Genomic DNA, 23,564 nt, shown 5'->3' with positions numbered 1-23,564 from the left:
GCACGGCCGATTCCAAATTTTCAGCATAAGCCTAAAAAAAGTGCATAAAATAAAATGATTGACAATTGTGCATATAATGCGTAGCGTGACCCTGCAGTCTTTGACTGTAAATACCCTCCTTGGGTGTTTCCTCCCTAGACTTGACCGCGCCAAGGCGCGGTTTTTTTTGCCCGGCGCGTGGGCAGGCTGTCTGGAACAGAGGTCTGAAATATCCTGGAATTTGATGTGTTATTCGGCGGCGAGCGAGGTTTCGATCGCGTATTCCGAAACGAAAACGCCGAGCTGGCGCATGAAGATTTCAAGCGATGCCTGAATGGCGGGAAAATCTGCTTTCTTCGAAAGCGTTTTTTCATCGACGTACAGCGCCCGATTGACCTCGATCTGGAGCGCGTGAAGAGAGCGGATCGGTCGGCCGTAATGTTCCGTGATGAAGCCGCCGGCATAGGGCTTGTTGCAGACCGCAACGAAACCCAGTTCTTCAAGAAAATGCAGAGCGGCGCGGGAGACCTCTTGGGAAGCACTGGTGCCGTAGCGATCGCCTATAATGACATCCGGCCGCAGGTTCGAGCCGGCAACGCGGATATTGCCCGGCATCGAATGGCAATCGATCAGTACCGCCATGCCGAAATTGGCGTGGGTGCGTGACAGCAGCCGGCGCAGGCAGGCGTGGTAGGGTTTGTAAATCGTCTCGATCCGTGACAGCGCCTCGTCCACCGGCAGGCGGTGGGCATAGATGTCCATATTCTCAGCGACGATACGGGGTACCGTTCCGAGGCCGCCGGCAACCCGCATGGAGCCGATATTGGCGTAGGGAGGCAGAGTGCCTTCGAACATGCGCGGATCAAGCTCGTAGGGCTCGCGATTGACGTCGAGATACGCGCGGGGAAAATTGGCTTTGAGCAGCGGCGCACCGATGTCGGGCGCAGCGGCGAACAGCTCGTCAACGAAGTGATCTTCCGAGCGCCGGATCTCGTGCGAATCAAGCCGTGCCGATTCCAGAAAGGAGATGGGGTAACAGCGACCGCTATGGGGTGAATTATAGACGAATGGCAGGGTTTGAACGGCAGGTTCCGTTACTTCGAACAGCTCGTATTCACCCGTTATCCAGTCCATTCAGTGCCATTTACCATGTCGTAAACTATCAGGATGTTCATGTTGCCAGTTACGGTGCGGCAAGTCCATACTATCGACCATGCAGCGCTATACCGATTCTTGTGTTCACATGATATTTACCGTGAAAATCCTATAATCGGGCTAGGGTATCTCAAACATTGAGCAGTTACGGTCACTTATGATGAATCAGAAAATTCTTCTCGCTGAAGACGATAACGATATGCGCCGCTTTCTCGTCAAGGCGCTGGAAAAAGCCGGTTACAAGGTTTCTTCCTTCGACAATGGCGCAAGCGCTTACGACCGGCTTCGCGAAGAGCCTTTCTCGCTGTTGCTGACAGATATCGTCATGCCCGAAATGGATGGCATCGAGTTGGCCCGGCGCGCGACTGAACTCGACCCCGACCTGAAAGTCATGTTCATCACCGGCTTTGCGGCCGTCGCGCTGAACGCCGATTCGAAGGCTCCAAAGGATGCCAAGGTGCTTTCCAAGCCGTTCCATCTTCGCGATCTGGTGGATGAGGTCAACAAACTCCTTGTGGCGTAAGGGGTCTCAAAAAACCTTCACAAAACCGAAAAAAAGCAGTTGACGCATGAACCGGTTTTGTGGTCTATCCGCCGCCACGGAGGGCGTGTAGCTCAGCGGGAGAGCACTACGTTGACATCGTAGGGGTCACAGGTTCAATCCCTGTCACGCCCACCATCCGAATTCTTAAATATCAAGGCCTTGCGAGAAATCGCAGGGCCTTTTTGCATAGTGGCCTCAGTGTCAATCGAACCTGTCCCCTATGGAGTACGCGTCAACGGTCCCATCACAGGAACACGCTGCGACACCGTCATAAATACCACTCCAACTAGGGCAAAGAGGATCGCCAGGAGGACTTAGCGGCCTTCCATGAGGCATGGACATGGAGGAGGGCGTGATGAACCGAAGCGTTTGCGCGCTACCCGCCATTTGGCGTCCTGAGTGCATCGCGCCTTGCCATCCCTTGGTCTTAAGACATCCGACTGCCGCCAGCTGATTGGTATAGGCACGTTTATTGACTACCTATTCGATCCGCGGAGTTCGCTCGAGCGACGGGCTATCCTGTAGGCAGCCTCCAAACTATCCATGCGCTCCGCAATAAATTTCACTCAAAAAAATAAAATGCAAACCGGATTGACGCTTGCCCGGTTTCCCGATATCTCAAACGTCATGCAATAAATTACACGACTTAAAATTTATTGCGGATTGGTCATTGTCCTTGGGAGGGGAATATGTTGGCTTTTCTGAAATCGACCGTTGCCGCGGGTGTTTTAGCCGTGGCGATTTCCGCAGGCGCCGGCTCTCAGGCCACTGCTGCGGGCAAATTCGCCTGTGAACCGGGCGAGACCTATGTGATGAACGTCATGGTTTCCAGCCACCCCTATTGGGTGCCGGTGTTTGAAGGTTTCAAGCAGGCCGCGAAGGCCTTGGGCTGCGAGGCCGTTTTCACCGGTACGCCCGAATACGACATCACCAAGCAGATCGCGTCCTTCGAGCAGGAACTGGTGAAGAAGCCGAAGGGTATATTGCTGCATCCGATGCAGGCCGATCCCTTTATCGAACCGATCAACAAGGCGATCGACTCCGGTGTTTCGGTGACGACTTTTGCGGCGGATTCGCCGAAGTCGAAACGCACCGCCTACATCACCTCTGACAATGTTGCCGAGGCGAAATTTGCGGCTGACGAGATCGTCAAGAAGCTGGGCAAGAAGGGCGAATATGCCGTTCTCGAAAATCCGGGCCAAAGCAACCATGATCTGCGCGTCACCGCACTGATCGATTACATGGGGCGCACTTATCCGGAAATGAAGCTCGTCGGCCGCCAGGCGACCAACCAGGATGCAAACGTCGCCTATCAGGCGGTGGGTGCCCTGTTGCAGGCCAACCCCAATCTCGGCGCATTGTGGATTCCTGAAGCCGGCTCGGCTGAAGGCGCAACGACCGCTGTTCTCGAGGCCAAGAAGAAGGTCCTGATCCTGCATGCGGATATTACCCCGGCGACGCTGGAGCACATCAAGCAGGGCAACATCTACATGTCCATCAATCCCAATCAGGGCGTTCAGGGCTTCATGGGTTTCATGAACACCTTTCTGGGTGCCCATTCGGATCTGATCGACCCCTTCAACGACTACAAGGTATCAGGTTTCAACCCTATGCAGGTTCCTTCGATGGACAATGGTTTCGCCGTGATTACCAAGGCGAACGCCGCTTCCTTCGATCTCAATGACTATATGAAGGGGCGCTGACGCGCCGCCCTGAAACCGGCGAGGTTTACGCCTCGCTGGCAAAGGGGAGCCACGTTCGGGAGGGGCGTTATGGGCGAGGTCATCCTCAACATGACGAATATTCACAAGGCGTTCGGGCCTGTGCGGGCGTTGCGCACTGCTGCCTTTGAGCTGCGGCGGGGAGAAATCCATGCGCTCGCGGGTGAAAACGGCGCCGGTAAATCGACGCTGATGCATATTATCGATGGCATTTTGCAGCCTGATGGCGGCGAAATCCTGCTGGACGGCAAACCGGTCAAAATATCCTCGCCCAATGCGGCGAACCGGCTCGGTATCGGTTTCGTGCATCAGGAGATTGCGCTTTGCCCGGAAATTTCGGTTGCCGAAAACATGTTCATGTCGGAGACCGGCCAAAGCAAATCCTGGTTCATGAATTATCGCGATCTTGGCAAGCGGGCGGCAACCATCCTGAAGGAAATCGGCGATATCGATCCCGCCAGCCGCGCCGGTGATCTGTCGATTTCGCAACAGCAGATCGTTGAGATTGCCAAGGCGCTGACGCTGGACTGCCGTATCCTGATCCTTGATGAGCCGACGGCGGCTTTGACCGAAACCGAGGCCCAGACCCTTTTCCGGATCATGCACCGGCTGGCGGAACGCGGAATTGCGATCATCTATATCTCGCACCGGATGGCGGAGATTTTTGAGCATTGCGACCGCATCACGGTGATGCGCGACGGTTGCCACATCAGGACGGAGAATATCTCCGAGATTTCCCCGGAGGAAGTCGTCAACAGCATGGTGGGACGGGTGCTCGATAAGCTCTACCCACCGAAACTTGCGGAAGAAGAAAAATCGAATGACGTCATTCTCTCTGTTCGGGGACTGAACGAGGGAAAGCGCGTTTTCGATGTCGATTTCGATCTGCGCCGGGGCGAAATCCTCGGGCTCGCCGGCCTGATCGGCGCAGGGCGAAGCGAAATTGTGCGGGCGGTCTGCCGGCTGGAGGGAAAACCAAAAGGCGAGGTCACGTTGCGCGGCCGGCCGCTGAGGCTCAAGGACTATCGCGACAGCATCCGCGAGGGGCTGGTCTATCTGTCGGAGGACCGCAAGGGCGACGGGCTGTTTCTCAACATGTCCATTGCCGCGAATGTCTCGGCGCTCGATGTCGGCAGGATATCAAACGGCATGGGCTTTATCGAACGGCGCAAGGAAATGAAGCGCGCCGACGAGTTGGGACGCCGGCTGAAATTGCGGGCAAACAGCGTCGGTGACGCTGTCTCTACCTTGAGCGGCGGCAACCAGCAGAAGGTGGCACTGGCAAAGATGCTGTCGGTGGAGCCACAGGTCGTCTTTCTCGACGAGCCGACACGCGGGGTGGATGTGGGCGCAAAGGCCGAAATCCACCGCCAGATCCGGGAATTGGCACGCGAGGGTGTGGGCGTGATCGTCATATCCTCTGAATTGCCGGAACTCATCGGTGTCAGCGACCGCGTACTGGTCGTGCGCGAGGGGCGCATTGCCGGCGAGGTTGAGGGTGAGGACATGACGGAAGAAAAGATCATGCAGCTCGCATCGATCAATATTGCAGAGAGCCCGGCAGGGGCCTGAGGGAGCGGGAAAATGGCAACATCGGAAACACCTTCGGGCATTGCAGAAGTGGCGGTTCGCCGCACAGGCTGGTGGGAACCGGCGCTCAAGGCACGGGAGACCGGACTTATCGTCATCATCCTCGCCCTTTTCGCGGTGATGTCTTTCATATCCCCGTATTTCCTGACGGTCGACAATCTGCGGGCCATGGCGATGGTTTTCGCCATCGAAAGCATCGTCGTGGTCGGCATGACGATCCTGTTAATCTCGGGCGGCATTGATCTATCCGTCGGTTCCGTCACGGCGCTTGCGATGGTTGCGGCTGGCTGGCTATTCCTCAACGGTGTCGATCCCTGGGTCGCGGCCGGGCTGGCAATCTGCCTCACCACATTGGTCGGCATGGCCATGGGATTTCTGACAACGGTCATCGGCCTGCATCACTTCATCGTATCGCTGGGCGTCATGGTGATTGCGCGCGGCGTCTGCCTGCTCGCAACGGGCGGCCGGCCGCTCGGTCTCTACTCGCTGCCGCCGGAATTCAAATTCATCGGCCAGGGCGCGCTTGGCGGCATTCCGCTGGTGCTGATCATATTCGCGGTGGTGGTCGTCTGCTTCGATCTCTTGCTGCGGCGCACGACGGCATTCCGTAAGGTGTTCTATACCGGCAGCAATCCGAAAGCGGCGGCTTATTCCGGCATCCGCGTCGGCCGGGTGGTGTTTGCCACCACCACGCTTTGTTCGATGCTGTGCGGTGTCGCAGGCGTGATCTACATGGCCCGCTTCGGGTCAGCACAGCCGAGCTTCGGAGTCGGCATGGAACTTAACGTGATTGCAGCCGCGGTCATCGGTGGCGCCAGCCTTTCGGGCGGCTCGGGCACCATTCTCGGCGCAATCCTCGGGGCGATCCTTCTGTCGGTCGTTTCCAGTTCGCTTGCCTTGCTCAATGTGTCTGTCTACTGGCAGGACATCATCAGGGGAAGCATATTGCTGACGGCGGTCCTGTTCGACCACTATCTTGTCAAGCGTCGCCGCTGAGCGCCTGTGGTAATTGGAGATATACGATCATGCTGGATACCAAGGACGATTTCGATCAACAGAGGCAGATGTACTCCGTCCTGGTGCTGCATTTCATCGAGGGCGTGAAGCAGTCGGAAATTGCCGAGCGGCTAAATCTTTCCCACACCAAGGTGAACCGTATGATAGCGGCGGGCCGCAAGGCAGGCATGGTAAAGATCACTATCGCCAGTCCCTATCAGAGGCTGGTGGACCTCGAAAACGAGATCACACGCCGCTTCGGCCTCAGACAGTCGGTGGTGACACCGACGGTGTCCGACAATCCGGAAACCGCGCTGCAGATGGTCGGACGCGTGGCCGCCAACCACTTGCTGGAGACTATCCGCGACGGCGACGTGATTGCGATTACCGGCGGCAAGGCGGTGAGCGCCGTCGTCGATAATCTGGAGGTGGAGCGCCGTTTCGATGTGCGGGTAGTGCCGCTGACCGGGGGTGTGCAGGGCAAGCATTATACGGATGTCAATCATCTGGCCACGCAACTGGCGGAAAAGCTCGGCGGCAGCGCGTCGCTCATTCATGCGCCGCTATTTGCCGAGGATGAGGAACAGCGTGATCTCCTGATGAATGTCGCTTCGATCCGCGAAGTGTTCGACTTAGCGCGACAGGCGCAGGTGGCACTGGTTGGCATCGGTTCCGTGGAGGCGCCCGGTTCCGGTTATTACGATCTGCTGCCGGATGTGGCCCGTGGCGGGCAGGCGCTGGTGGATGCGGGCATTGCCGGGGAATTCCTTGCCCATCTCACCATGGCGGATGGGCAGCTGGCGCGGATCGATCTCAACTCGCGCGTGGTGGCGCTGGACCCCGGGCAGCTTGCCCGGTGCCCGAACATCATCGGCGTGGCGGCCGGGGCCATCAAGGCCGGACCGGTGGCAGCCACGCTTGCCGGCCGCTATCTGACCTCGCTCGTCGTGGACGAGGCGATCGCCGGCTATTTACTGGATCAGGAAGAGGGGGAAACTTCGTGACGGACAATTCAATATTGACCCGGACGATTGGCGGCAGCGGTATCAGCGCATCAGCCGTGGGGCTGGGCACCTGGGCCATCGGTGGCTGGATGTGGGGCGGCACCGATGAGCGGCAATCCGTCGCCGCTATCCAGGCCTCCATTGACGCCGGCATTTCCCTGATAGATACCGCGCCAGCCTATGGCATGGGTCTTGCGGAAACCATCGTCGGCAAGGCGATTGCCGGCCGGCGCGACAAGGTGGTGCTGGTCACCAAATGCGGGCTGGTCTGGCATGTGAACGAGGGCGCCTATTTCTTCCACCAGGATGGCAAGCCAGTTCACCGTTATCTCGGCGCCGCTTCGATCCGGCATGAGGTCGAAGAGAGCCTGAAGCGGCTCGGAACCGACTATATCGACCACTATGTCACCCACTGGCAGGATGCGACGACGCCGATTGCCGAGACGGTGGAAACGCTTGTGCGCCTGAAGGACGAAGGCAAGATCCGTTCGATCGGCGCGAGCAACGTCTCGCCGGAGGATTTGGTAGCCTATATCGCCACCGGCGCGCTGGATGCCATCCAGGAAGAATATTCAATGGTGCGGCGGGACATCGAGACGACACTTCTGCCGCTTTGCCGCACGAGTGCTGTTTCGGTCCTGAGCTACTCGTCGCTGGCGCTCGGTCTCCTCTCGGGCAAGGTCGGACCTGAACGGGTTTTTGCAGGGGATGATCAGCGCAAGGGCAATCCGCGTTTCAGCCAGGCAAACCGCGAGAAGATCGCGCGGCTGATGCGGGGTCTGGAGCCGGTGGCCGAAGCGCATGGGGCGTCGATTGCGCAGGTCGTGATTGCCTGGACGATTGCCCAGCCCGGCATAACATTCTCGCTGTGCGGGGCGCGCGATCCGGCTCAGGCGGTTGAAAACGCTGCTGCGGCCCGCCTGCGCCTCGCGGAAAATGAACTTGCTCTCATCAGCGCTGGCGTTGCCGAGCATCTCGTGGGGCTCGATGCGTAAATCATGTAGCTGAGACGGGGCTTCAGGCGAATAGCGCATAATTTTCGCTACCCCTCTCTCTCGTCGCTTTAAACGTTTAACAACATTGGGACGCTGGTTGTTAGCCAGCGAACGGTATTCCTATGCCCAGTTTTCGCGAGGACGCTCTACGCCGCATCCGGCAAGACGGTGATTTCGACGCCGTCGTCATCGGTGGCGGTATCAATGGTATCGCCGCCTATCGCGATCTCGCTTTACAGGGACTGCGGGTGCTTCTGGTAGAGCGCAACGACTTCTCGTCCGGTTGCAGTGCCGCACCCTCGCGCATGATCCACGGTGGCCTGCGGTATCTCGAAAATGGTGAATTCGGCCTTGTGGCGGAATCGCTGCGGGAGCGTGATGCGCTTCTGACGCTGGCACCGCATATGGTTCATCCGCTGCCGACGACGATCCCGATCTTTTCAACCTTCAGCGGCTTGTTCAACGCGGCTGCGACCTTTGTGGGTTCCGGCGGAAAACCTGCCAGCCGAGGGGCACTGGCGATCAAGGCTGGCCTCATGCTCTATGACTTCGTCACCCGCAAAAATCGCATCCTTCCCCGACACACCTTCCGCAACGCACGCAAGACGTTGCAACGCTGGCCGGGCCTGACGCCAGGCATCAGATATTCGGCCACCTATTACGATGCGTGGATCAGCCAGCCCGAACGGCTTGCGCTGGAGCTTCTGATCGACACCCGGGCCGATGCGCCGCAAAGCATTGCGCTGAACTATGCCGAGTTTGTCCGCGCTGGCGGTGATTATGGTCTTAAGGTGGAGGGCACGGACGAAACCTTGCCCGTCCGGCCACGCATCATCGTCAATGCGACGGGCGCCTGGATCGATGAGACGATTGGAGCGCTAACGACCACACAGGTTGCGGGGAGGGCGAAACCGACCGTTTCCGGCACCAAGGGATCGCATCTGATCCTCGCCAACGAGGCGCTCTTTAAGGCCTTGAACGGCCATATGATTTTTTTCGAGAATGCCGACAACCGTGTCTGTATCCTCTTTCCCTATCTTGGCCGGGTTCTCGCTGGTTCGACAGATATCAAGGTCGATCGTCCCGAACGGGTGCGATGCGAACCGGAAGAGCGTGATTATATTCTCGATGCGGTCCGTCAGGTCTTTCCGCATATTTCCATCGACCATTGCGACATCGTCTACAGTTTCAGCGGCATACGCCCGCTGCCGCGCAGCGACGCCGCTTTTACCGGAAGAATATCCCGCAGCCATTTCATCCACCGCGTGGAGGGCGATCCGCCGCAGCTCTGCATGATCGGCGGCAAGTGGACGACGTTCAGAGCCTTTGGCGAACAGGTGACCGACGAGGCCCTGGCCTTTCTCGGACGCAAGCGGCTGACTGGCACAATGAACCGCCCGATCGGCGGCGGCAGGAACTTCCCCAGCGGTGCCGGGCGCCTGCCGACCCTGCTGTCGGAGGAATTTTCGATCGACCGGGACCGGGCCGAGTATCTGGCATCGGCCTACGGTTCACGTGCCTTCGAGTTGATGGGTTTTTGTCGGGGCCGTACGGATGACAGTCCGCTTTGCGAAAAACCGCCGATCACGGCGGCAGAGGTAGTCTGGCTGATCCGCTGCGAACATGTCCGCCATCTGACGGATCTCATCCTGCGCCGCACGACGCTTGCCATTACCGGCGTCATCGATGCCGATCTGATCGATGCGATCCTTGGCGTCGCAGCGCGCGAACTGGGATGGGCGCCACAGCAGGCGGCGGACGAACGGCAGCGGCTCGTTGATGAACTGGAGACCTTTTACGGGGTCACGACGGCAATGCTTAAACACAGATGCAAGGAGAATGCATGATGATGCGGATTTCGAAAAAGGCGCGCATGAACCGGCTGTTCCGCAATGGTGGATGCTTGGACGTTGCCATTGATCACGGGGTTTGCAACGAGCCGAGCTTCCTCGTCGGGCTGGAGGATATGGCTCAAACTGTCGACAGGCTGGTGGAAGCAGGTCCCGATGCCATCCAGATGACCTACGGACAGGCGGACCTATTGCAGCAAAGGCCGCAGCGCGACAAGCCGGCGCTCGTCATGCGCATCGACATGGGCAACCCCTATAATTCAACGCGCCACAGAACCATGTGGTCGCAGCTCCAGAACTATCACGATCCGATCATCGGCGCGCTGGAGATGGACGCCGCCTGCGTCGTCGTGAACCTGTTCATGTTGCCGGACGAGCCGGAACTGTTTCGCCAATGCGTCGAGAATATCAGCCGCGTGCGCGCCGATTGCCATCGTTACGGCATGCCGCTGATGATCGAACCGCTGGTGATGTTGCCCAATGATGTGCGCGGCGGTTACCAGGTGGATGGCGATGCTGAAAAGATCGTCACGCTGGTGCGTCTTGCCTCGGAAATGGGAGCCGATATCATCAAGGCCGATCCCACCAGCAATCCGCTGGATTTTCACAAGGTCATCGAGGCAGCGCGGTGCCCGGTTCTGGTGCGGGGCGGGGGGCGTGAGGACTTGCGCAACGTGCTGGCGAAATCAGCGGCACTGGTGGCCGAAGGTGCGAACGGGATGGTCTATGGACGGAATATCTACCAGCATGACAACCCCAAGGCCGTCGTTGCGGCCTTGATGGCTATCATCCATCAGGGTGCGGGCAGGGAAGAAGCATGGGACATCTATAATCGTGGCTGATAAAAATCATATATTGGGTCTGGATGTCGGCAACACGGTGATCAAGGCGGTGCTGTTCGACACGGTCGGCCGGCAGGTCGCGCAACACGCCATCGACGGCCATTCGACATTTCCGCAGCCCGGTTACGTCGAGCGCGATCTGGAGGAGTTGTGGCGCAACGGATGCGAGGCGATCCGCCAGCTTCTGGGAAAATCGTCCGTCGATCCCCGGAGCATCCTCGCCGTCGGTTGCGCCGGCCACGGCAACGGTCTGTACCTGTTGGACAAGGATCAGCAGCCCCTGATCGGTATCCAGTCGCTTGACAGCCGAGCCGCCGATGTGGCGGTAGAGCTTGACCGGAAAAGCGGCGCGCAACTACAGAACCGTTGTCTGCAACGGCCTTGGCCCGCGCAAACGCCCAGCCTGCTGGCCTGGGTGAAAAGGCATGCGTCCGATACATATGCCCAGATCGGAACGGTGCTGTTCTGCAAGGATTTCCTGAACTTCCGCCTGACCGGTTGTCTTGCCAATGATATTTCCGATCTCAGTGGTGCGGGGTTGCTTGCCTTCCCCGAAGCGAAGCTCGACCGGGAACTCCTGTCGCTCTACGGGCTTGAGGATGCCGTCGCCTTTTTTCCGCGCCTCGTGGAATCGGCGGATATCGTCGGCCATGTGACAGCTGAGGCTTCCGCTCTGACGGGGCTTTCCGAGGGCACACCCGTTATCGGCGGTTTTTTCGATGTCGTCTCCAGCGCCATGGGGTCGGGCGTCATCAACGCCGGGGAGGCTTCTATCATCGCCGGCACCTGGAGCATTAATCAGGTTTTCGCGGATAAACCGGTCATCAGCCCCGATGTCTTCATGGTCACGACCTTTGGACGTGGCCGCTATGTCAATATCGAGTCCAGCGCCACCTCTGCGGCCAATCTTGAATGGTACGTGCACCGTGTTCGCTGTGACCATGGTGACCATGCCTTCGAGCGCTGCAACGATCTGGTCGGTTCCGTTTTGCAACGCGCCGACGATCCGTTCTTCCACCCGTTCATCTTCGGCTCGCGACTGGGCGCGGAATTTCGGGGCGGGTTTTATGGTCTGGCGGGATGGCATGGCGAAGGCCACATGCTGAGAGCCCTGTTCGAGGGTGTGTGTTTCGAACACCGCCGCCATATCGGCGTTCTCAGGGAAGCGGGGCTGCCGGTCGACAGTGCCGTCATGTCCGGCGGCGGTTCCCGCAGCCAGCATTGGCCGCAGATCATGGCGGACGTTCTGGAAATCCCGCTGCGTGTCGCGGAGGCCCGCGAGACCGGCGCGCTTGGTGCGGCCATCGGCGCGGCCGTGGCGGTCGGTCTCTATCCCGGCTATGAAGCGGCGGTCGCAGCGATGACCCGCGTGGCCAGTGCCTACCGGCCGGATGCGGGGCAACTTCCACATTATAGGCGGCGCTACGGCCTCTACACACAATTGACCGACCAGTTGCGCGGCTTCTGGAGTGATCTGCGTTTGCAGGACTAAAAGGCTCCCGGTTTTCCTGATCAGCGGCACGCAATGATGCGTGCCGCATGAGCTTGCTCGTAGCTTGCAATATATGCTGGCGTTTCGGAAGGTTCGGATATCCCGTAATATTTTGTTTGTACTGTAATATTACGGTTTTATAATTTATTTCTGTTTTCTTAATTGCGCTAAAAATATGAATTAAAGTAATTTTTAAGCATAGTTTTCTAATATTATCGTCTGGTCTGGTTGCTGACATTTTGGGCTTGCGCGCAGCGACCTCAGCCGTCGCGGCCGGGATTTTTTGTGGGGATGTGACATGCTGTTTAAATCGACAACGGGCCGTAATATCTTCGCAGTCGCCGCATGCGGCGTCGTTGCAACGATCGCGGCTTCGGCCGTGCTGTTTTATCGGTCCTTTGAGGATACGAGGGCCAACAGTATGGAGCGTATGCAGCAGATCGCGCAAGCCGAAGCCTTGACGACCGAGAAAAATATCGGCGGTATGATCCACATCGTCAATAGCCTCGGCTCGGTTCTGGAATCGATGAAGCAGTCGGGCGATGCCGATCGGGGCAAGGCCGATCAGCTTATCCGGCACATGCTGGCGAACAATCCCGATTTGCTTGGTCTCTGGACCGGATGGGAGCCCAATGCCTTCGATGGCAAGGATGCGGACTTCGTCAACAAGGAGGGATATGATGCGACTGGTCGTTATGTACCCTATTGGGTGCGGAGCGGAGGCAAAATAAGCAACACCGCATTGACGGATTATACCACCGCGGGTCCAGGCGATTATTATCAGTTGCCCTTCACATTGAAGAAAACAGTCGTCATCGAACCCTATTCTTACGCAATCGATGGCAAGGAGGTTCTGATTACCTCGGTCGCCAAACCTGTCATCGTCGACGGTAAAACTCTGGGCGTCGCTGGCCTCGATCTGTCGCTGGAGGAAACGAACAAGGCGTTGTCAGCCGTCCGGCCGATGGGAACGGGCTTCATGAGCCTTGTGAGTGGCGGCGGCAAGATCATCAGCCATCCCGATGCGACGATAATGGGTAAGAACCTCGCAGATGGCGGCGCACAAACTGAAGGCTGGGATAAACTGATCGCCAATCCCGGAAAAGAGCTGGAAATGACGGCACAGGACGGCACGGTTTCCCTTGCCGTCGCCTTGCCGGTCATGCTCACCGGCGACATGAAATGGTACGCAATCGTCTCGGTTCCGGAAGACACGGTCTTTGCGCAGCTGCATGCAATGATGCGTGACGCCGTCCTGACGATCGTAACGGCGGCGGTGCTGCTGGCGTTGGCCGGCTGGTTTATTGCAAGGCGGTTCATCAACCGCATCACGAATGTTATCGATGAGACTGCCCAGATCGCTCGGGGAAATCTCCAGCTGACATTGAAGGATATCGAGACCAGGGACGAGATCGGCGATCTTGCCCGCTCGCTTGACGTTTTGCGCGAAAACAATCGTGAAAAAGCCTTGCTGGAGCAGGAAGCGGAAGCCAACCGAACTCTTGGCGAACAGGAGCGGGTGGCCCGCGAACACAAGGCGGCCGATGAGGCGAGCGGCATCCGTTTCGCAGTTGACAGTCTGGCTCAGGCGTTGGCCAGGCTCGCAGATGGCGACGTGTCCTGTCGTATCAACGATCCCTTTGTCGAGCGGTTCGATGCCGTGCGCAACGATTTTAACGCTTCTGCCGGGAAGTTGCAGAACGCGCTTCTGCGGGTATCGGATAATGCCGCCGGTATTGATGCCGGCGCGAATGAAATCAAGGCAGCCTCCGATGATCTGGCAAGGCGGACGGAGCAGCAGGCTGCTGCCGTGGAGGAAACCGCCGCAGCTCTTGAAGAGATCACAATAACCGTGAAAGACGCCGCGAACCGTGCGCATGAGGCGGGCCGTCTGGTTTCCCGCACGCGCATCGGTGCGGAACGATCGGGCGAAGTCGTGCGTCAGGCCGTAATCGCGATGGAGCGGATCGAAAAATCCTCGAACGAGATTTCCAGTATCATCGGTGTGATCGACGAGATTGCCTTCCAGACCAACTTGTTGGCGCTCAATGCCGGCGTGGAAGCGGCGCGAGCCGGCGAGGCAGGCAAGGGTTTTGCCGTGGTGGCGCAGGAGGTGCGCGAACTTGCGCAGCGTTCTGCCGGCGCGGCGAAGGAAATCAAGTCGCTGATCACAAAATCGAACCAGCAGGTCGAAGAGGGCGTGCATCTTGTCGGCGACACCGGCAGGGCACTCGACGCGATTGTCGCCGAAGTGCAGGAGATCAACCAGCACGTCGCCGCGATCGTCGAATCCGCGCAAGAGCAGTCGTCCGGCCTTCAGCAGATCAATACCGCCGTGAACCAGATGGATCAGGACACGCAGAAAAATGCCGCGATGGTGGAAGAAATGACCGCCGCAAGCCACAATCTTGCAGGCGAGGTCGATGCGCTGAACCGGTTGCTCGGCCAGTTCGAGCTGGGTTCAGGCGCACTTGCTCATCGGGGGGCTCTCAAGGCGGCTTGATCGGCCGCCACGGGGTTTAGTTCGCTTCACGTTCAGCGTCGCCAACCATAGGAAGCGGCCTGACGAAGCGCTGTTCCAGAACCTCGCTTCCCCACTGGCTGCCGGGACGTTCCTCTACACAGGTAAAACCCTGGGCCTCGTAAAGATGCCGTGCCGCCAAAAGTCCGTTGAAAGTCCACAGATGGGTTTCGGCGAACGCTTTTTCGTCCGTGAAAGCAAGGGCGGTTGCCAACAACCTTCGCCCGACGCCGCCGCCACGCACGCCATCATCGACGATGAACCAGCGCAGATGCGCGGTTCCCGGTCCCAGATCTTCACCGTCGATTGCAACGGAGCCGATGACATCGTCTCCACGCATTGCGACCCAGATCGCATTTTGCGGGCTTTCGAGCCGGTTGCAAAAGGAGGCGAGACCTTCGGCAACAACGGATTCGAAGCGCTGGCCGAAGCCTGATGTCCGGGCATAATAAAGCGCATGCATTTGCGTGATACGGGCAATAAGGCCGGGCCTGTAGCCCCTGACGATTTCGATCGGGGGAGCCGCGGCGTCGGCCCGGTCTCCCAGCGCGTCGGCATAAAGGCGAAGCCCGTCAAGGATTTTTTGGCCATCCGCAGGCGCGAGCCGCGACAGTGCGTTTGATACCTGTCGGTTGGCAAAGGTGTGGATGGCTTCGACCCGCTTCTGTCCTCGCCCGGCGAGGCGCAACCGCTTGATACGACTATCCTCTTCGTCCGTTTCTTCCAGAACATCGCCCGAAAGAACCAGTTTGCGAAGCATGCGGCTGATGCTCGACTTTTCAAGCCGAAGCATCTTTCCCAGATCGCGTGCGGAAATGCGTGGGCATGCCTCGATCTCGATCAGGGCGTGCACGGCGGAGGGCGGCAGATCGGTGCCGGCAAAGTCTCCACCCATGAAGCCGAGTTCGCGCACGAGCCGACGCGAGGTGGAGCGGATATCGTTTATGGGAAAGGGTCTTTCGGACATGCCAAAATCCATTATGGTTGCATCATGCAACCATAATCATATTCGATCGGTCTTGCCAAGGTCACCACTGCGCAGCGCCGAAAGCGTGAAAACCTCTCGAAACCGCTGTGGTGGTTTCAAAGGGGTCATTCGGTACGGGTGATTATCCGACTATATTGTCGATAAGCTCGACAGGCCTCGATTTCCTCGCGCTGACACCGCTCTAGTCACGAAACCGCAGGTTCCGGCGTGTCAGTTGGTCGACGGTGGTGCAGCCCATCAGCTTCATGCCGCGCTCGATTTCGATGCGCATCAGCTCAAGCGCACGCTCGACACCCGGCTGTCCGGCGGCGGCAAGCGGGAAAAGGTAATAGCGGCCAAGCCCGACGGCCTTCGCCCCCAGAGACAGGGCTTTGAGGACGTGCGTTCCGCGCTGAACGCCGCCATCCATCATGACATCGATACGGTCACCGACTGCGTCGACAATCTCGGCCAGTTGGTCGAAGGCGCTACGCGAACCATCGAGCTGGCGACCGCCGTGATTGGAAAGCACGATGCCGCTGCAACCGATATCGACGGCGCGTCTGGCGTCCTCCACGGACATGACACCCTTCAGACAAAAAGGGCCGCCCCATTCACGCACCATCTGTGCGACGTCGTCCCATGTCATGGATGGGTCGAGCATTTCGGTGAAATAGCGACTGATGGAGAGCGCGCCGCCGTCCATTTTGATGTGGCCGTCGAGCTGTGGCAGGCTGAAGCGCTCATGCGTCAGATAATTGATCCCCCAGGCCGGCTTGATGGCGAATTGCGCAATGCCGGAAAGATTGAGCTTGAACGGAATGGCAAAACCGGTGCGCTTGTCGCGCTCACGGTTCCCACCCGTGATGCTGTCCACCGTCAGCATCATCGTCTGCACACCCGCAGTCTTGGCGCGCGCCATCATATCGCGGTTGAGACCACGGTCCTTGTGGAAATAAAACTGATAGACCTGTGGGCCGCCGCTGATCCGGCGCGCTTCCTCGAGGCTGGTGGTGCCGAGTGAAGAAACGCCGAACATCGTGCCGAATTTTCCGGCTGCGGCCGCAACCGCCCGCTCCCCCTGATGGTGGAAGAGACGCTGAAGCGCCGTCGGGGAACAATAGACCGGCATCGCCAGCTTCTGCCCCATGACGGTGACAGACATGTCCACATCGGCCACGCCCCGCAACACGTCGGGGACGAGATCGCAATTGTCGAAGGCGGCCGTGTTTCTCCGGTACGTCACCTCATCGTCGGCAGCACCGTCGATGTAGTTGAAGATCGGTCCGGGAAGACGCTGTTTTGCCATTCGGCGAAAATCGTGGAAATTGTAGCAGTCTTTAAGTTGCATTTGTTAGTCCACCGATCCGCTCTGCAAACGTTAAAAGATGAAACCTGTCCCGGAATTCTGCGTCTCATACGTCCGTCAAGCTGCCTCAGCTGCGCAGGCCCGGCGCTTCCTGTCCGGTGCTTTCGACATATTCCGTATATCCGCCGCCAAATTGGTGGATACCGTCAGGCGTCAGTTCCAGCACCCGGTTGGAAAGGGCGGCCAGGAAATGGCGGTCATGCGAAACGAAAAGCATCGTGCCTTCATATTCCGACAGGGCCTTGATCAGCATTTCCTTGGTGTCGAGGTCGAGATGGTTCGTCGGCTCGTCCAGCACGAGGAAATTCGGCGGGTCGAACAGCATGGCAGCCATGACCAGACGGGCCTTCTCACCGCCGGACAAAACGCGGCAGCGCTTCTCCACATCGTCACCGGAAAAACCGAAGCAGCCGGCAAGGGCGCGCAGCGGTGCCTGCCCGGCTTTCGGGAAACGTTCCTCCAGCCACTCCAGAATGGTGCTGTCGCCGTCCAGAACATCCATGGCATGCTGGGCGAAATAACCGAGCTTGACGCTGGCGCCGAGCGTGACGTTGCCGGAATCCGGCGTGGTCGTACCGGTTACCAGTTTCAGCAAGGTCGATTTTCCCGCACCATTGACACCCATGATGCACCAGCGTTCCTTGCGCCGCACCATGAAGTCCAACTCGCCATAGATCGTGCGGCTGCCATAGGCCTTGTTGACTTTCTTCAGCGCGACGACATCTTCGCCAGATCTCGGCGCCGGCGCAAATTCGAAAGCGACCGTCTGGCGCCGCTTGGGCGGCTCGACGCGGTCAATCTTTTCGAGTTTCTTGACGCGGCTCTGCACCTGTGAGGCATGCGAGGCACGCGCCTTGAAGCGCTCGATGAACTTGATTTCCTTGGCGAGCATCGCCTGCTGGCGTTCGAACTGCGCCTGCTGCTGCTTTTCGTTCTGCGCACGCTGCTGTTCGTAAAAGCCGTAGTCGCCGGAATAGGTGGTGAGGTTGCCAGCGTCAATTTCGATGATCTTGGTAACGATGCGGTTCATGAATTCGCGGTCGTGCGAGGTCATCAAAAGCGCGCCGTCGTAGTTCTTCAGAAAATCCTCGAGCCAGATCAGGCTTTCGAGATCGAGATGGTTCGAGGGTTCGTCGAGCAGCATCACGTCCGGGCGCATCAAAAGAATGCGGGCGAGCGCCACGCGCATTTTCCAGCCGCCGGAAAGTTTGGCGACGTCGCCATCCATCATTTCCTGACTGAAGCTCAGCCCGTCCAGAACCTCGCGCGCGCGGCCCTCCAGCGCGTAGCCGTCCAGTTCTTCATACCGCGCCTGCACTTCGCCGTAACGCTCGATGATGGCATCCATTTCGTCCATCCGGTCGGGATCGGACATGGCGGCTTCCAGCTGCCGAAGTTCGGCTGCGACTTCGCTGACCGGGCCGGCGCCTTCCATGACTTCGGCCACGGCGGAACGGCCGGACATTTCGCCGACGTCCTGGTTGAAATAACCGACCGTCATGCCCTTTTCGACGACGACCTGTCCCTCGTCGGGCTGTTCCTCGCCGGTCATCATTCGGAACAGCGTGGTCTTGCCAGAACCGTTGGGGCCAACAAGGCCGATCTTCTCGCCGCGATTGAGCGCAGCGGAGGCCTCGATGTAGAGAATGCGGTGACTGTTCGACTTGCTGATATTTTCGATGCGGATCATGACAGGGGCCCTGTGAATGGGAGCGGCTCTCCTATGGCATGTGTCGCCGGCGCTGTCACCTGCCGCGCACGCCGTGCCAGCCATGCAACCCGGCAAGGTCGCCCCGGGAACATCGCTCCCCGGAAGCGGGGTCGTTTCCGGGGGATGCTGGCTTGATTTTCCCTTAATTGGTCAGCGTTGCCAAACTGCCGGCAGCCTTGCGGGCAATTTCCCCGAAGGCGGTAACGATCTGCTCCATGTTTTCAGGCGCGTAATAATTGTCGAGACTGGACGCACAATGTTGCAGCAGCGACTTGCCCTTGTCCGGCGCCATGAACGCGACGCTGAAAATCTTGATACCGTCTTTCTTGGCCGTATCGCAGGTATTGCGCACGGTCTGGTCTATGCTGGAACTCCAGGAGGAGCTGTTCCCCGTCATTTCGCCATCCGTCATGAGAACGATGTATCGCTCGAAGGATTCGCTTTTCTTGTCCTTGTGTTCTTTCGCTTCAACGGTATTCGCTTTTTTAAGGGCGTTGTATGCGGCATTCAGACTGCTGCGGGCATCCGTACCGCCAGACGGAAACTCCGGGATCTGTTTGTCGACATAGGTGGCAACGCTGCTAGTACCCCAGGTGATAGGCTGGGCCGCGTAGGTCTCATGCGTATAGACCGAGGCTCCTGTTCGAACCAGTTCGGAACCGCCGTTGGCGGTATAAGTGGGATCGGCCTTGTTCAACGTCGCGACGAGATAGCCGACCGCGGTTTTTAGTGAAGTAGCCTTGTTGACGTAGCAAGGCGATGTATTTTTGAGATTGGGATAACTCCCCCAGTTATCGACCGTGTAGTTCTGGCACGACGTTTTCTTGGTGTTGAGCGTATCGGTCTTGAAGGACATCGAACCCGAGCGGTCGAGCACCAGATACATGGAGATCGGCGCGCCCTTGTTGACAGTGCTTACCGCGGTGCCTGTCGCGGCAAGATCGAGTGTTTTCGCCCCGAAGAACCCCAAGAGCGGATTAAGCTGCATCTGGTAGTTTATCGTGGTCTGGATGGTGTAGGTCTTGCCGCGCGCATCGTCCGTTGTGCCAATATTGACTGGAGAGTTTTTCTCGAGCGCCTTCTTCTCCTCCTCGGTCAGGGTCTTTTCCATCTGGCTGGCGATGAAGGCCTTGGCGATTTCCTTGATTTGTTCGTCCGTCAGAGCGCCTTCTTTCAAGCGGGCCTCGGTCGCCGCCGCGAGAGCCGCCGAATCCGCCGTGTTCTGCAGGTCCGCTTTCACCTGCATCACATTCGCCAGCTCCATTCCGGCTCCGGCAAAACCAAGCAGCACCGGCAGCAATATTGCCGTCATCATGCCAAAATTGCCGCCCGTATCGGCAAGGAAACGGCGCGTCATTTTTTGATATGCGGAGGAGATCATAACGGGCTCACTAATTAGAACATTAGACTGAGCGCAGGAAACCCGCAAACGATGTAGAATCCACTAATGTAGACGGTTAAATTTTATACGTCGCTCAAATTGGTGCAGTTTTTCAAGTATTAATTCGAGTATGCTCATAATAACACGTAATGTATCATTACTGGACGGGAATGACGTCGACGGCCTGTTTGATCTGCTGGTTGCCGTAGCTCTTCAATACGCCGATCACCGGCGCGACATCGGAATAGTCCCGGCCATAGCCAACGACGATATGGTCGCTGCCGGCAACGATATCGTTTGTGGGGTCGAGCTCCAGATAACCGGCGGCCTCACCGCACCATACGCGAACCCAGGCATGCATCGCATCGGCACCTTCCAGACGTTCCTTGCCCGGCGGGGGGATGGTGCGCAGGAAGCCGCTGACGTAACCGGCGGGAATGCCGAGGCTGCGCAGCGCCATGATCATGATATGCGAAAAGTCCTGGCATACGCCGCGTTTCAGCTTGAAGGCTTCCGACGGTGTCGTATCGACAGTCGTCGCTTCACCGTCATAGGTGAAGTCCTTGTGTATGCGTTTGCACATCGAGAGTGCGATTTCGCGAATGGTCATTCCGGGCTTCAGCAATTCCCGCGCATAGGCCGATATCGCCGTATCCGTCCCTAGCCTCGGGCTGGCGCCGATGAAGTGATGCGGCGACTGGAAGTCGACCGACCAGACGTCGGCAAGGTCTTGCGGCAGGCGTGAAAGCTCGGGTGAAAAATCTGCCGTCAGCGCAGGTGCCTCCACCATCACACGCGCCTGCATGCGGATATCCAGCTTTTCGTGCGGTGCGCGCAGATGCACTGAGGTGGCCGATTGATGAAAGAAATCTTCAAAGACCGCCCGTTCTTCCGGCACCGGCGAAACATCGATGGTGCCGGCGATGAAGCGCTGACGGCCCGGGATCGAAAGGGGTAGCACGCGGATGATGTGACGCGCGCCATGGGCCGGCGTGTCGTAGGTGTAACCCATATGCAGGGAAAGGTCATAAAGCATCGGGTTATCCGAGATATGTCTGGGCCAGAACATCGGAGAGATGTTCCATGTCCGTTTCGAGCTGGCGGTAGATCGCGCCGTTCATGTTTTCCGGCGTCATGACGGCAAGGCCGGAATGCAGCCGCATCGCCTCGCGGTAAAAGGGCGACATCTGGCCGTTCGTAAAGGCGTTCGGCAGCTGCTCCACCTCGGTACGAATCTCGTTCAGCTGAAACAGGATGGACCGTGGGTTGAGCGGATCGAGCGCCAGAAGATCGGTGACGGTCAGACCCGCCGTGCTGACATTGTAGCGGCGGCGATGGGTCATGACGCTGTCACCGATTTCGAGCAGCATGTCATAGGATCCATCTGGAGCATCCGGTCCGGTCATGTGGCCGAGAAGCCTTGTCATATGCAGGCCACGCTCGAGATAGCGGCCGATCGACAGGAACCGCCAGCCGGTGAAACGATACATGTTTTCGTGCACGAGACCGGCGAAGCCTGCAAGCTTGCGAAGGAGGATCGTCATGGCATGGGTCGCGTCGTCGCCCGGCGAAACCTTTGCGTGGAACCGACGGGCAGTCTTGGCAAGGTCATTCAGCGCAAGCCATCCGTCCGGCGAAAAACGGTCTCGGATGTTGCTGGCGGAATAGAGCGCGCTGTTGATGTTGTTCAGCAGGCTTTCCGGCACGGCATCGTTCATTTCCACATCCAGCGCTTCGAGATAACGCGTCACATGCGCAAGCAAGGGCTGACGTGGGTCGGCGGATTCGGCATAACGTCCGTGCCAGGCGCGCAAGATGCGCAATGCGCCTTCCGAACGTTCGATATAGCGGCCGAGCCAGAAGAGATTGTCCGCCGCACGGCTCGGCAGGCTACCCGGCATGTTGCGGGTGAAGCTTTCTTCCGCCGGTAAAAGCGTAGTGCGTTCCACCGGCTTGTCGCTGACGATCCAGACATCCGCAGCACTGCCGCCTGATTGCATGGCGATGGCGGATACATCGTTGCTGCTGCCGATCCGCGCAAAGCCGCCCGGCATGATCTGCCAGCCATCCTGGGTGCGGGCGGCAAAAACTCGAAGGCTCATCGGGCGCGGCACGAGCTTGTTGTCGATATAGGCTGGCGTGGTGGAAAGCGTCACCACCTCTTGGCCGACAAGCCTGTGGCCATCGGAAGCGAGCCAGTCGCTGATCGATTCCTTCGCCGTTTCGCGTAAGGACGAGCCGAGCACGGACTGACCGTTGTCTTCGAAGAAGGGCAGCCGGGAATAGGCCGGGCCGATGACCATGCCCTCGATATTGCCGGCAACGTGGCGACGCTCGGATTCCTGTCCGCACCACCAGGTCGCGATGGACGGCAGTTTCAGGTCTTCGCCAAGCAGGTGGCGACAGACGCGCGGCATGAAGGACAGCAGGGCCCGTGTTTCGAGAATGCCGGTGCCGAGCGCGTTGACGATTGTCAGTGCTTCATTGCGCAGCGCCTGGACCATGCCGGGCGTGCCGATGTGGGATTGCTGGTTCAGTTCCAGCGGATCGGAATAGGAGGCATCGAGGCGCCGCCAAAGCACGCCGATCGGTTTCAGTCCGGCCACGGTTCTTACCATCACGCGGCCGTTGACCACGGTCAGATCCTCACCCTCTAGCAGCATGAAGCCGAGATAGCGGGCGATATAGGCGTGTTCGAAATAGGTTTCGTTGGCGGGGCCGGGCGTCAGCACGGCGATGCGGTCATCCGGATGTTTTCTGTGCGACTGCAAGGTGTCGCGGAAAGCGCCGAAAAATGAAGCGAGACGGTGAACATGGGTTTCGGCATAGATGTCGGAAAGCGCGCGTGTGGTCGCTACCCGGTTTTCCAGCGCAAACCCTGCGCCGGAAGGCGCCTGTGTCCTGTCGGCCAGTACCCACCAGTTGCCATCAGGTCCGCGTCCAATCTCGAACGAGCAGAAATGCAGATAATGGCCGCTTGCAGGTTTTACGCCGACCATCGGCCGCAGATATTCCGGATTGGAGGCGATCAGTGCCGGCGGTACGTAACCTTCCTTCACCAGCCGGTTTTCGCCGTAAAAATCGGCGACCATGGCTTCCAGAAGATTGGCGCGCTGTTTAAGCCCTTCGGAAAGAACCGTCCATTCCTTGTCGTCGATCAGCACCGGAATATGGGAGATCGGCCAGTTTCTTTCGCTGCTGCCCTTGCTATAATCGCGGTAAAACACGCCCGCATCGCGCAGATAGCGGTCGGTGCGGGCAAAGCGCTCATGCAGTTCGCGTTCCGACATGCGCGACAGGGCACCGAGCAGGGTTTTCCAGACCGGTCTGACCTTGCCGTTGGTATCGAGCATCTCATCGGCCACGCCGGGCAAGGTGGAGTAGTCAAGCCCGCGCGATTGCGCGCTCGTTTCCGTCTTGCGTTCCGTGGCCGGGGCTTTGGACAAT

At 58.6% G+C, this 23,564-nt stretch carries 17 protein-coding genes and 1 tRNA gene; 11 read left to right on the top strand and 7 right to left on the bottom strand.

The window, feature by feature from the left end:
- Positions 1-228: 228 nt before the first annotated feature.
- Positions 229-1,113 carry an N-formylglutamate amidohydrolase gene (locus ACQZ45_RS13955; RefSeq protein ID WP_013761928.1) on the bottom strand — a complete coding sequence of 295 codons (885 nt, stop codon included), beginning with the start codon at positions 1,111-1,113 and terminating at the stop codon, positions 229-231.
- Positions 1,114-1,294: 181 nt separating this feature from the next.
- Between ACQZ45_RS13955 and cpdR the strand changes: the two genes are divergently transcribed.
- The 11 genes from cpdR (at position 1,295) to ACQZ45_RS13900 (ending at position 14,671) form a co-directional block, all read left to right on the top strand.
- Positions 1,295-1,657 carry a cell cycle two-component system response regulator CpdR gene (gene cpdR, locus ACQZ45_RS13950; protein WP_003497910.1) on the top strand — a complete coding sequence of 121 codons (363 nt, stop codon included), beginning with the start codon at positions 1,295-1,297 and terminating at the stop codon, positions 1,655-1,657.
- Between the two features lie 81 nt (positions 1,658-1,738).
- Positions 1,739-1,813 (top strand) — tRNA-Val (locus ACQZ45_RS13945).
- A 554-nt stretch (positions 1,814-2,367) separates the two neighbouring features.
- The gene (locus ACQZ45_RS13940; RefSeq protein WP_025595318.1) at positions 2,368-3,381 is read left to right on the top strand and encodes a substrate-binding domain-containing protein; all 1,014 of its coding nucleotides are present in this window, start codon (positions 2,368-2,370) and stop codon (positions 3,379-3,381) included.
- 69 nt (positions 3,382-3,450) lie between these two features.
- On the top strand, positions 3,451-4,971 hold the full coding sequence (locus tag ACQZ45_RS13935) for a sugar ABC transporter ATP-binding protein (protein WP_025595319.1): 1,521 nt from the start codon (positions 3,451-3,453) through the stop codon (positions 4,969-4,971).
- 12 nt (positions 4,972-4,983) lie between these two features.
- Positions 4,984-5,985 carry an ABC transporter permease gene (locus ACQZ45_RS13930; RefSeq protein WP_003511562.1) on the top strand — a complete coding sequence of 334 codons (1,002 nt, stop codon included), beginning with the start codon at positions 4,984-4,986 and terminating at the stop codon, positions 5,983-5,985.
- A 29-nt stretch (positions 5,986-6,014) separates the two neighbouring features.
- Complete coding sequence (locus ACQZ45_RS13925; protein ID WP_025595320.1) at positions 6,015-6,989, top strand: sugar-binding transcriptional regulator; 975 nt, start codon at positions 6,015-6,017, stop codon at positions 6,987-6,989.
- Positions 6,986-7,984, top strand: a complete 999-nt coding sequence (locus ACQZ45_RS13920) for an aldo/keto reductase (protein WP_025595321.1) — start codon at positions 6,986-6,988, stop codon at positions 7,982-7,984. Before ACQZ45_RS13925 ends, ACQZ45_RS13920 begins: the two co-directional genes overlap by 4 nt.
- Positions 7,985-8,106: 122 nt before the next feature.
- Positions 8,107-9,831 (top strand): FAD-dependent oxidoreductase, encoded by a 1,725-nt coding sequence (locus ACQZ45_RS13915; RefSeq protein WP_448742296.1) that lies wholly within the window; start codon positions 8,107-8,109, stop codon positions 9,829-9,831.
- Positions 9,832-9,833: 2 nt separating this feature from the next.
- Entirely contained in the window at positions 9,834-10,676 is an 843-nt protein-coding gene (locus ACQZ45_RS13910) for a class I fructose-bisphosphate aldolase (RefSeq protein ID WP_448742301.1), read from the top strand.
- Positions 10,669-12,168: an FGGY-family carbohydrate kinase gene (locus ACQZ45_RS13905; RefSeq protein WP_448742295.1), complete on the top strand. Its 1,500-nt coding sequence runs from the start codon at positions 10,669-10,671 to the stop codon at positions 12,166-12,168. Before ACQZ45_RS13910 ends, ACQZ45_RS13905 begins: the two co-directional genes overlap by 8 nt.
- A gap of 298 nt (positions 12,169-12,466) precedes the next feature.
- Positions 12,467-14,671 (top strand): methyl-accepting chemotaxis protein, encoded by a 2,205-nt coding sequence (locus ACQZ45_RS13900; RefSeq protein WP_025595325.1) that lies wholly within the window; start codon positions 12,467-12,469, stop codon positions 14,669-14,671.
- Between the two features lie 16 nt (positions 14,672-14,687).
- Here the strand turns inward: ACQZ45_RS13900 and ACQZ45_RS13895 are convergent, their stop codons facing one another.
- The 6 genes from ACQZ45_RS13895 to ACQZ45_RS13870 form a co-directional block, all read right to left on the bottom strand.
- Positions 14,688-15,656 (bottom strand): GNAT family N-acetyltransferase, encoded by a 969-nt coding sequence (locus ACQZ45_RS13895; protein ID WP_025595326.1) that lies wholly within the window; start codon positions 15,654-15,656, stop codon positions 14,688-14,690.
- Positions 15,657-15,858: 202 nt separating this feature from the next.
- Complete coding sequence (locus ACQZ45_RS13890) at positions 15,859-17,007, bottom strand: alpha-hydroxy acid oxidase (RefSeq protein ID WP_025595327.1); 1,149 nt, start codon at positions 17,005-17,007, stop codon at positions 15,859-15,861.
- 85 nt (positions 17,008-17,092) lie between these two features.
- A complete protein-coding gene (locus ACQZ45_RS13885; RefSeq protein WP_003511539.1) occupies positions 17,093-18,715 on the bottom strand; it encodes an ABC-F family ATP-binding cassette domain-containing protein in 1,623 nt (540 codons plus the stop codon).
- A gap of 163 nt (positions 18,716-18,878) precedes the next feature.
- Positions 18,879-20,117 carry a vWA domain-containing protein gene (locus ACQZ45_RS13880; protein WP_013761916.1) on the bottom strand — a complete coding sequence of 413 codons (1,239 nt, stop codon included), beginning with the start codon at positions 20,115-20,117 and terminating at the stop codon, positions 18,879-18,881.
- A 157-nt stretch (positions 20,118-20,274) separates the two neighbouring features.
- Entirely contained in the window at positions 20,275-21,153 is an 879-nt protein-coding gene (locus ACQZ45_RS13875) for a transglutaminase family protein (protein ID WP_003511536.1), read from the bottom strand.
- A gap of 4 nt (positions 21,154-21,157) precedes the next feature.
- On the bottom strand, positions 21,158-23,563 hold the full coding sequence (locus tag ACQZ45_RS13870; protein ID WP_003511535.1) for a circularly permuted type 2 ATP-grasp protein: 2,406 nt from the start codon (positions 23,561-23,563) through the stop codon (positions 21,158-21,160).
- Position 23,564: the final 1 nt, after the last annotated feature.

The organism is Agrobacterium sp. 16-2014-1-2a, from assembly GCF_053522705.1.
Note: the sequence above shows the minus strand (reverse complement) of the source record. Positions and strands in the feature narration are given on the sequence as shown.

Excerpts from the sequence above, each read along its gene's own strand:
- ACQZ45_RS13955 (WP_013761928.1), bottom strand. The coding sequence starts at position 1,113 with ATGGACTGGATAACGGGTGAATACGAGCTGTTCGAAGTAACGGAACCT.
- cpdR (WP_003497910.1), top strand. The coding sequence starts at position 1,295 with ATGAATCAGAAAATTCTTCTCGCTGAAGACGATAACGATATGCGCCGC.
- ACQZ45_RS13940 (WP_025595318.1), top strand. The coding sequence starts at position 2,368 with ATGTTGGCTTTTCTGAAATCGACCGTTGCCGCGGGTGTTTTAGCCGTG.
- ACQZ45_RS13935 (WP_025595319.1), top strand. The coding sequence starts at position 3,451 with ATGGGCGAGGTCATCCTCAACATGACGAATATTCACAAGGCGTTCGGG.
- ACQZ45_RS13930 (WP_003511562.1), top strand. The coding sequence starts at position 4,984 with ATGGCAACATCGGAAACACCTTCGGGCATTGCAGAAGTGGCGGTTCGC.
- ACQZ45_RS13925 (WP_025595320.1), top strand. The coding sequence starts at position 6,015 with ATGCTGGATACCAAGGACGATTTCGATCAACAGAGGCAGATGTACTCC.
- ACQZ45_RS13915 (WP_448742296.1), top strand. The coding sequence starts at position 8,107 with ATGCCCAGTTTTCGCGAGGACGCTCTACGCCGCATCCGGCAAGACGGT.
- ACQZ45_RS13910 (WP_448742301.1), top strand. The coding sequence starts at position 9,834 with ATGCGGATTTCGAAAAAGGCGCGCATGAACCGGCTGTTCCGCAATGGT.
- ACQZ45_RS13900 (WP_025595325.1), top strand. The coding sequence starts at position 12,467 with ATGCTGTTTAAATCGACAACGGGCCGTAATATCTTCGCAGTCGCCGCA.
- ACQZ45_RS13895 (WP_025595326.1), bottom strand. The coding sequence starts at position 15,656 with ATGTCCGAAAGACCCTTTCCCATAAACGATATCCGCTCCACCTCGCGT.
- ACQZ45_RS13890 (WP_025595327.1), bottom strand. The coding sequence starts at position 17,007 with ATGCAACTTAAAGACTGCTACAATTTCCACGATTTTCGCCGAATGGCA.
- ACQZ45_RS13885 (WP_003511539.1), bottom strand. The coding sequence starts at position 18,715 with ATGATCCGCATCGAAAATATCAGCAAGTCGAACAGTCACCGCATTCTC.
- ACQZ45_RS13880 (WP_013761916.1), bottom strand. The coding sequence starts at position 20,117 with ATGATCTCCTCCGCATATCAAAAAATGACGCGCCGTTTCCTTGCCGAT.
- ACQZ45_RS13875 (WP_003511536.1), bottom strand. The coding sequence starts at position 21,153 with ATGCTTTATGACCTTTCCCTGCATATGGGTTACACCTACGACACGCCG.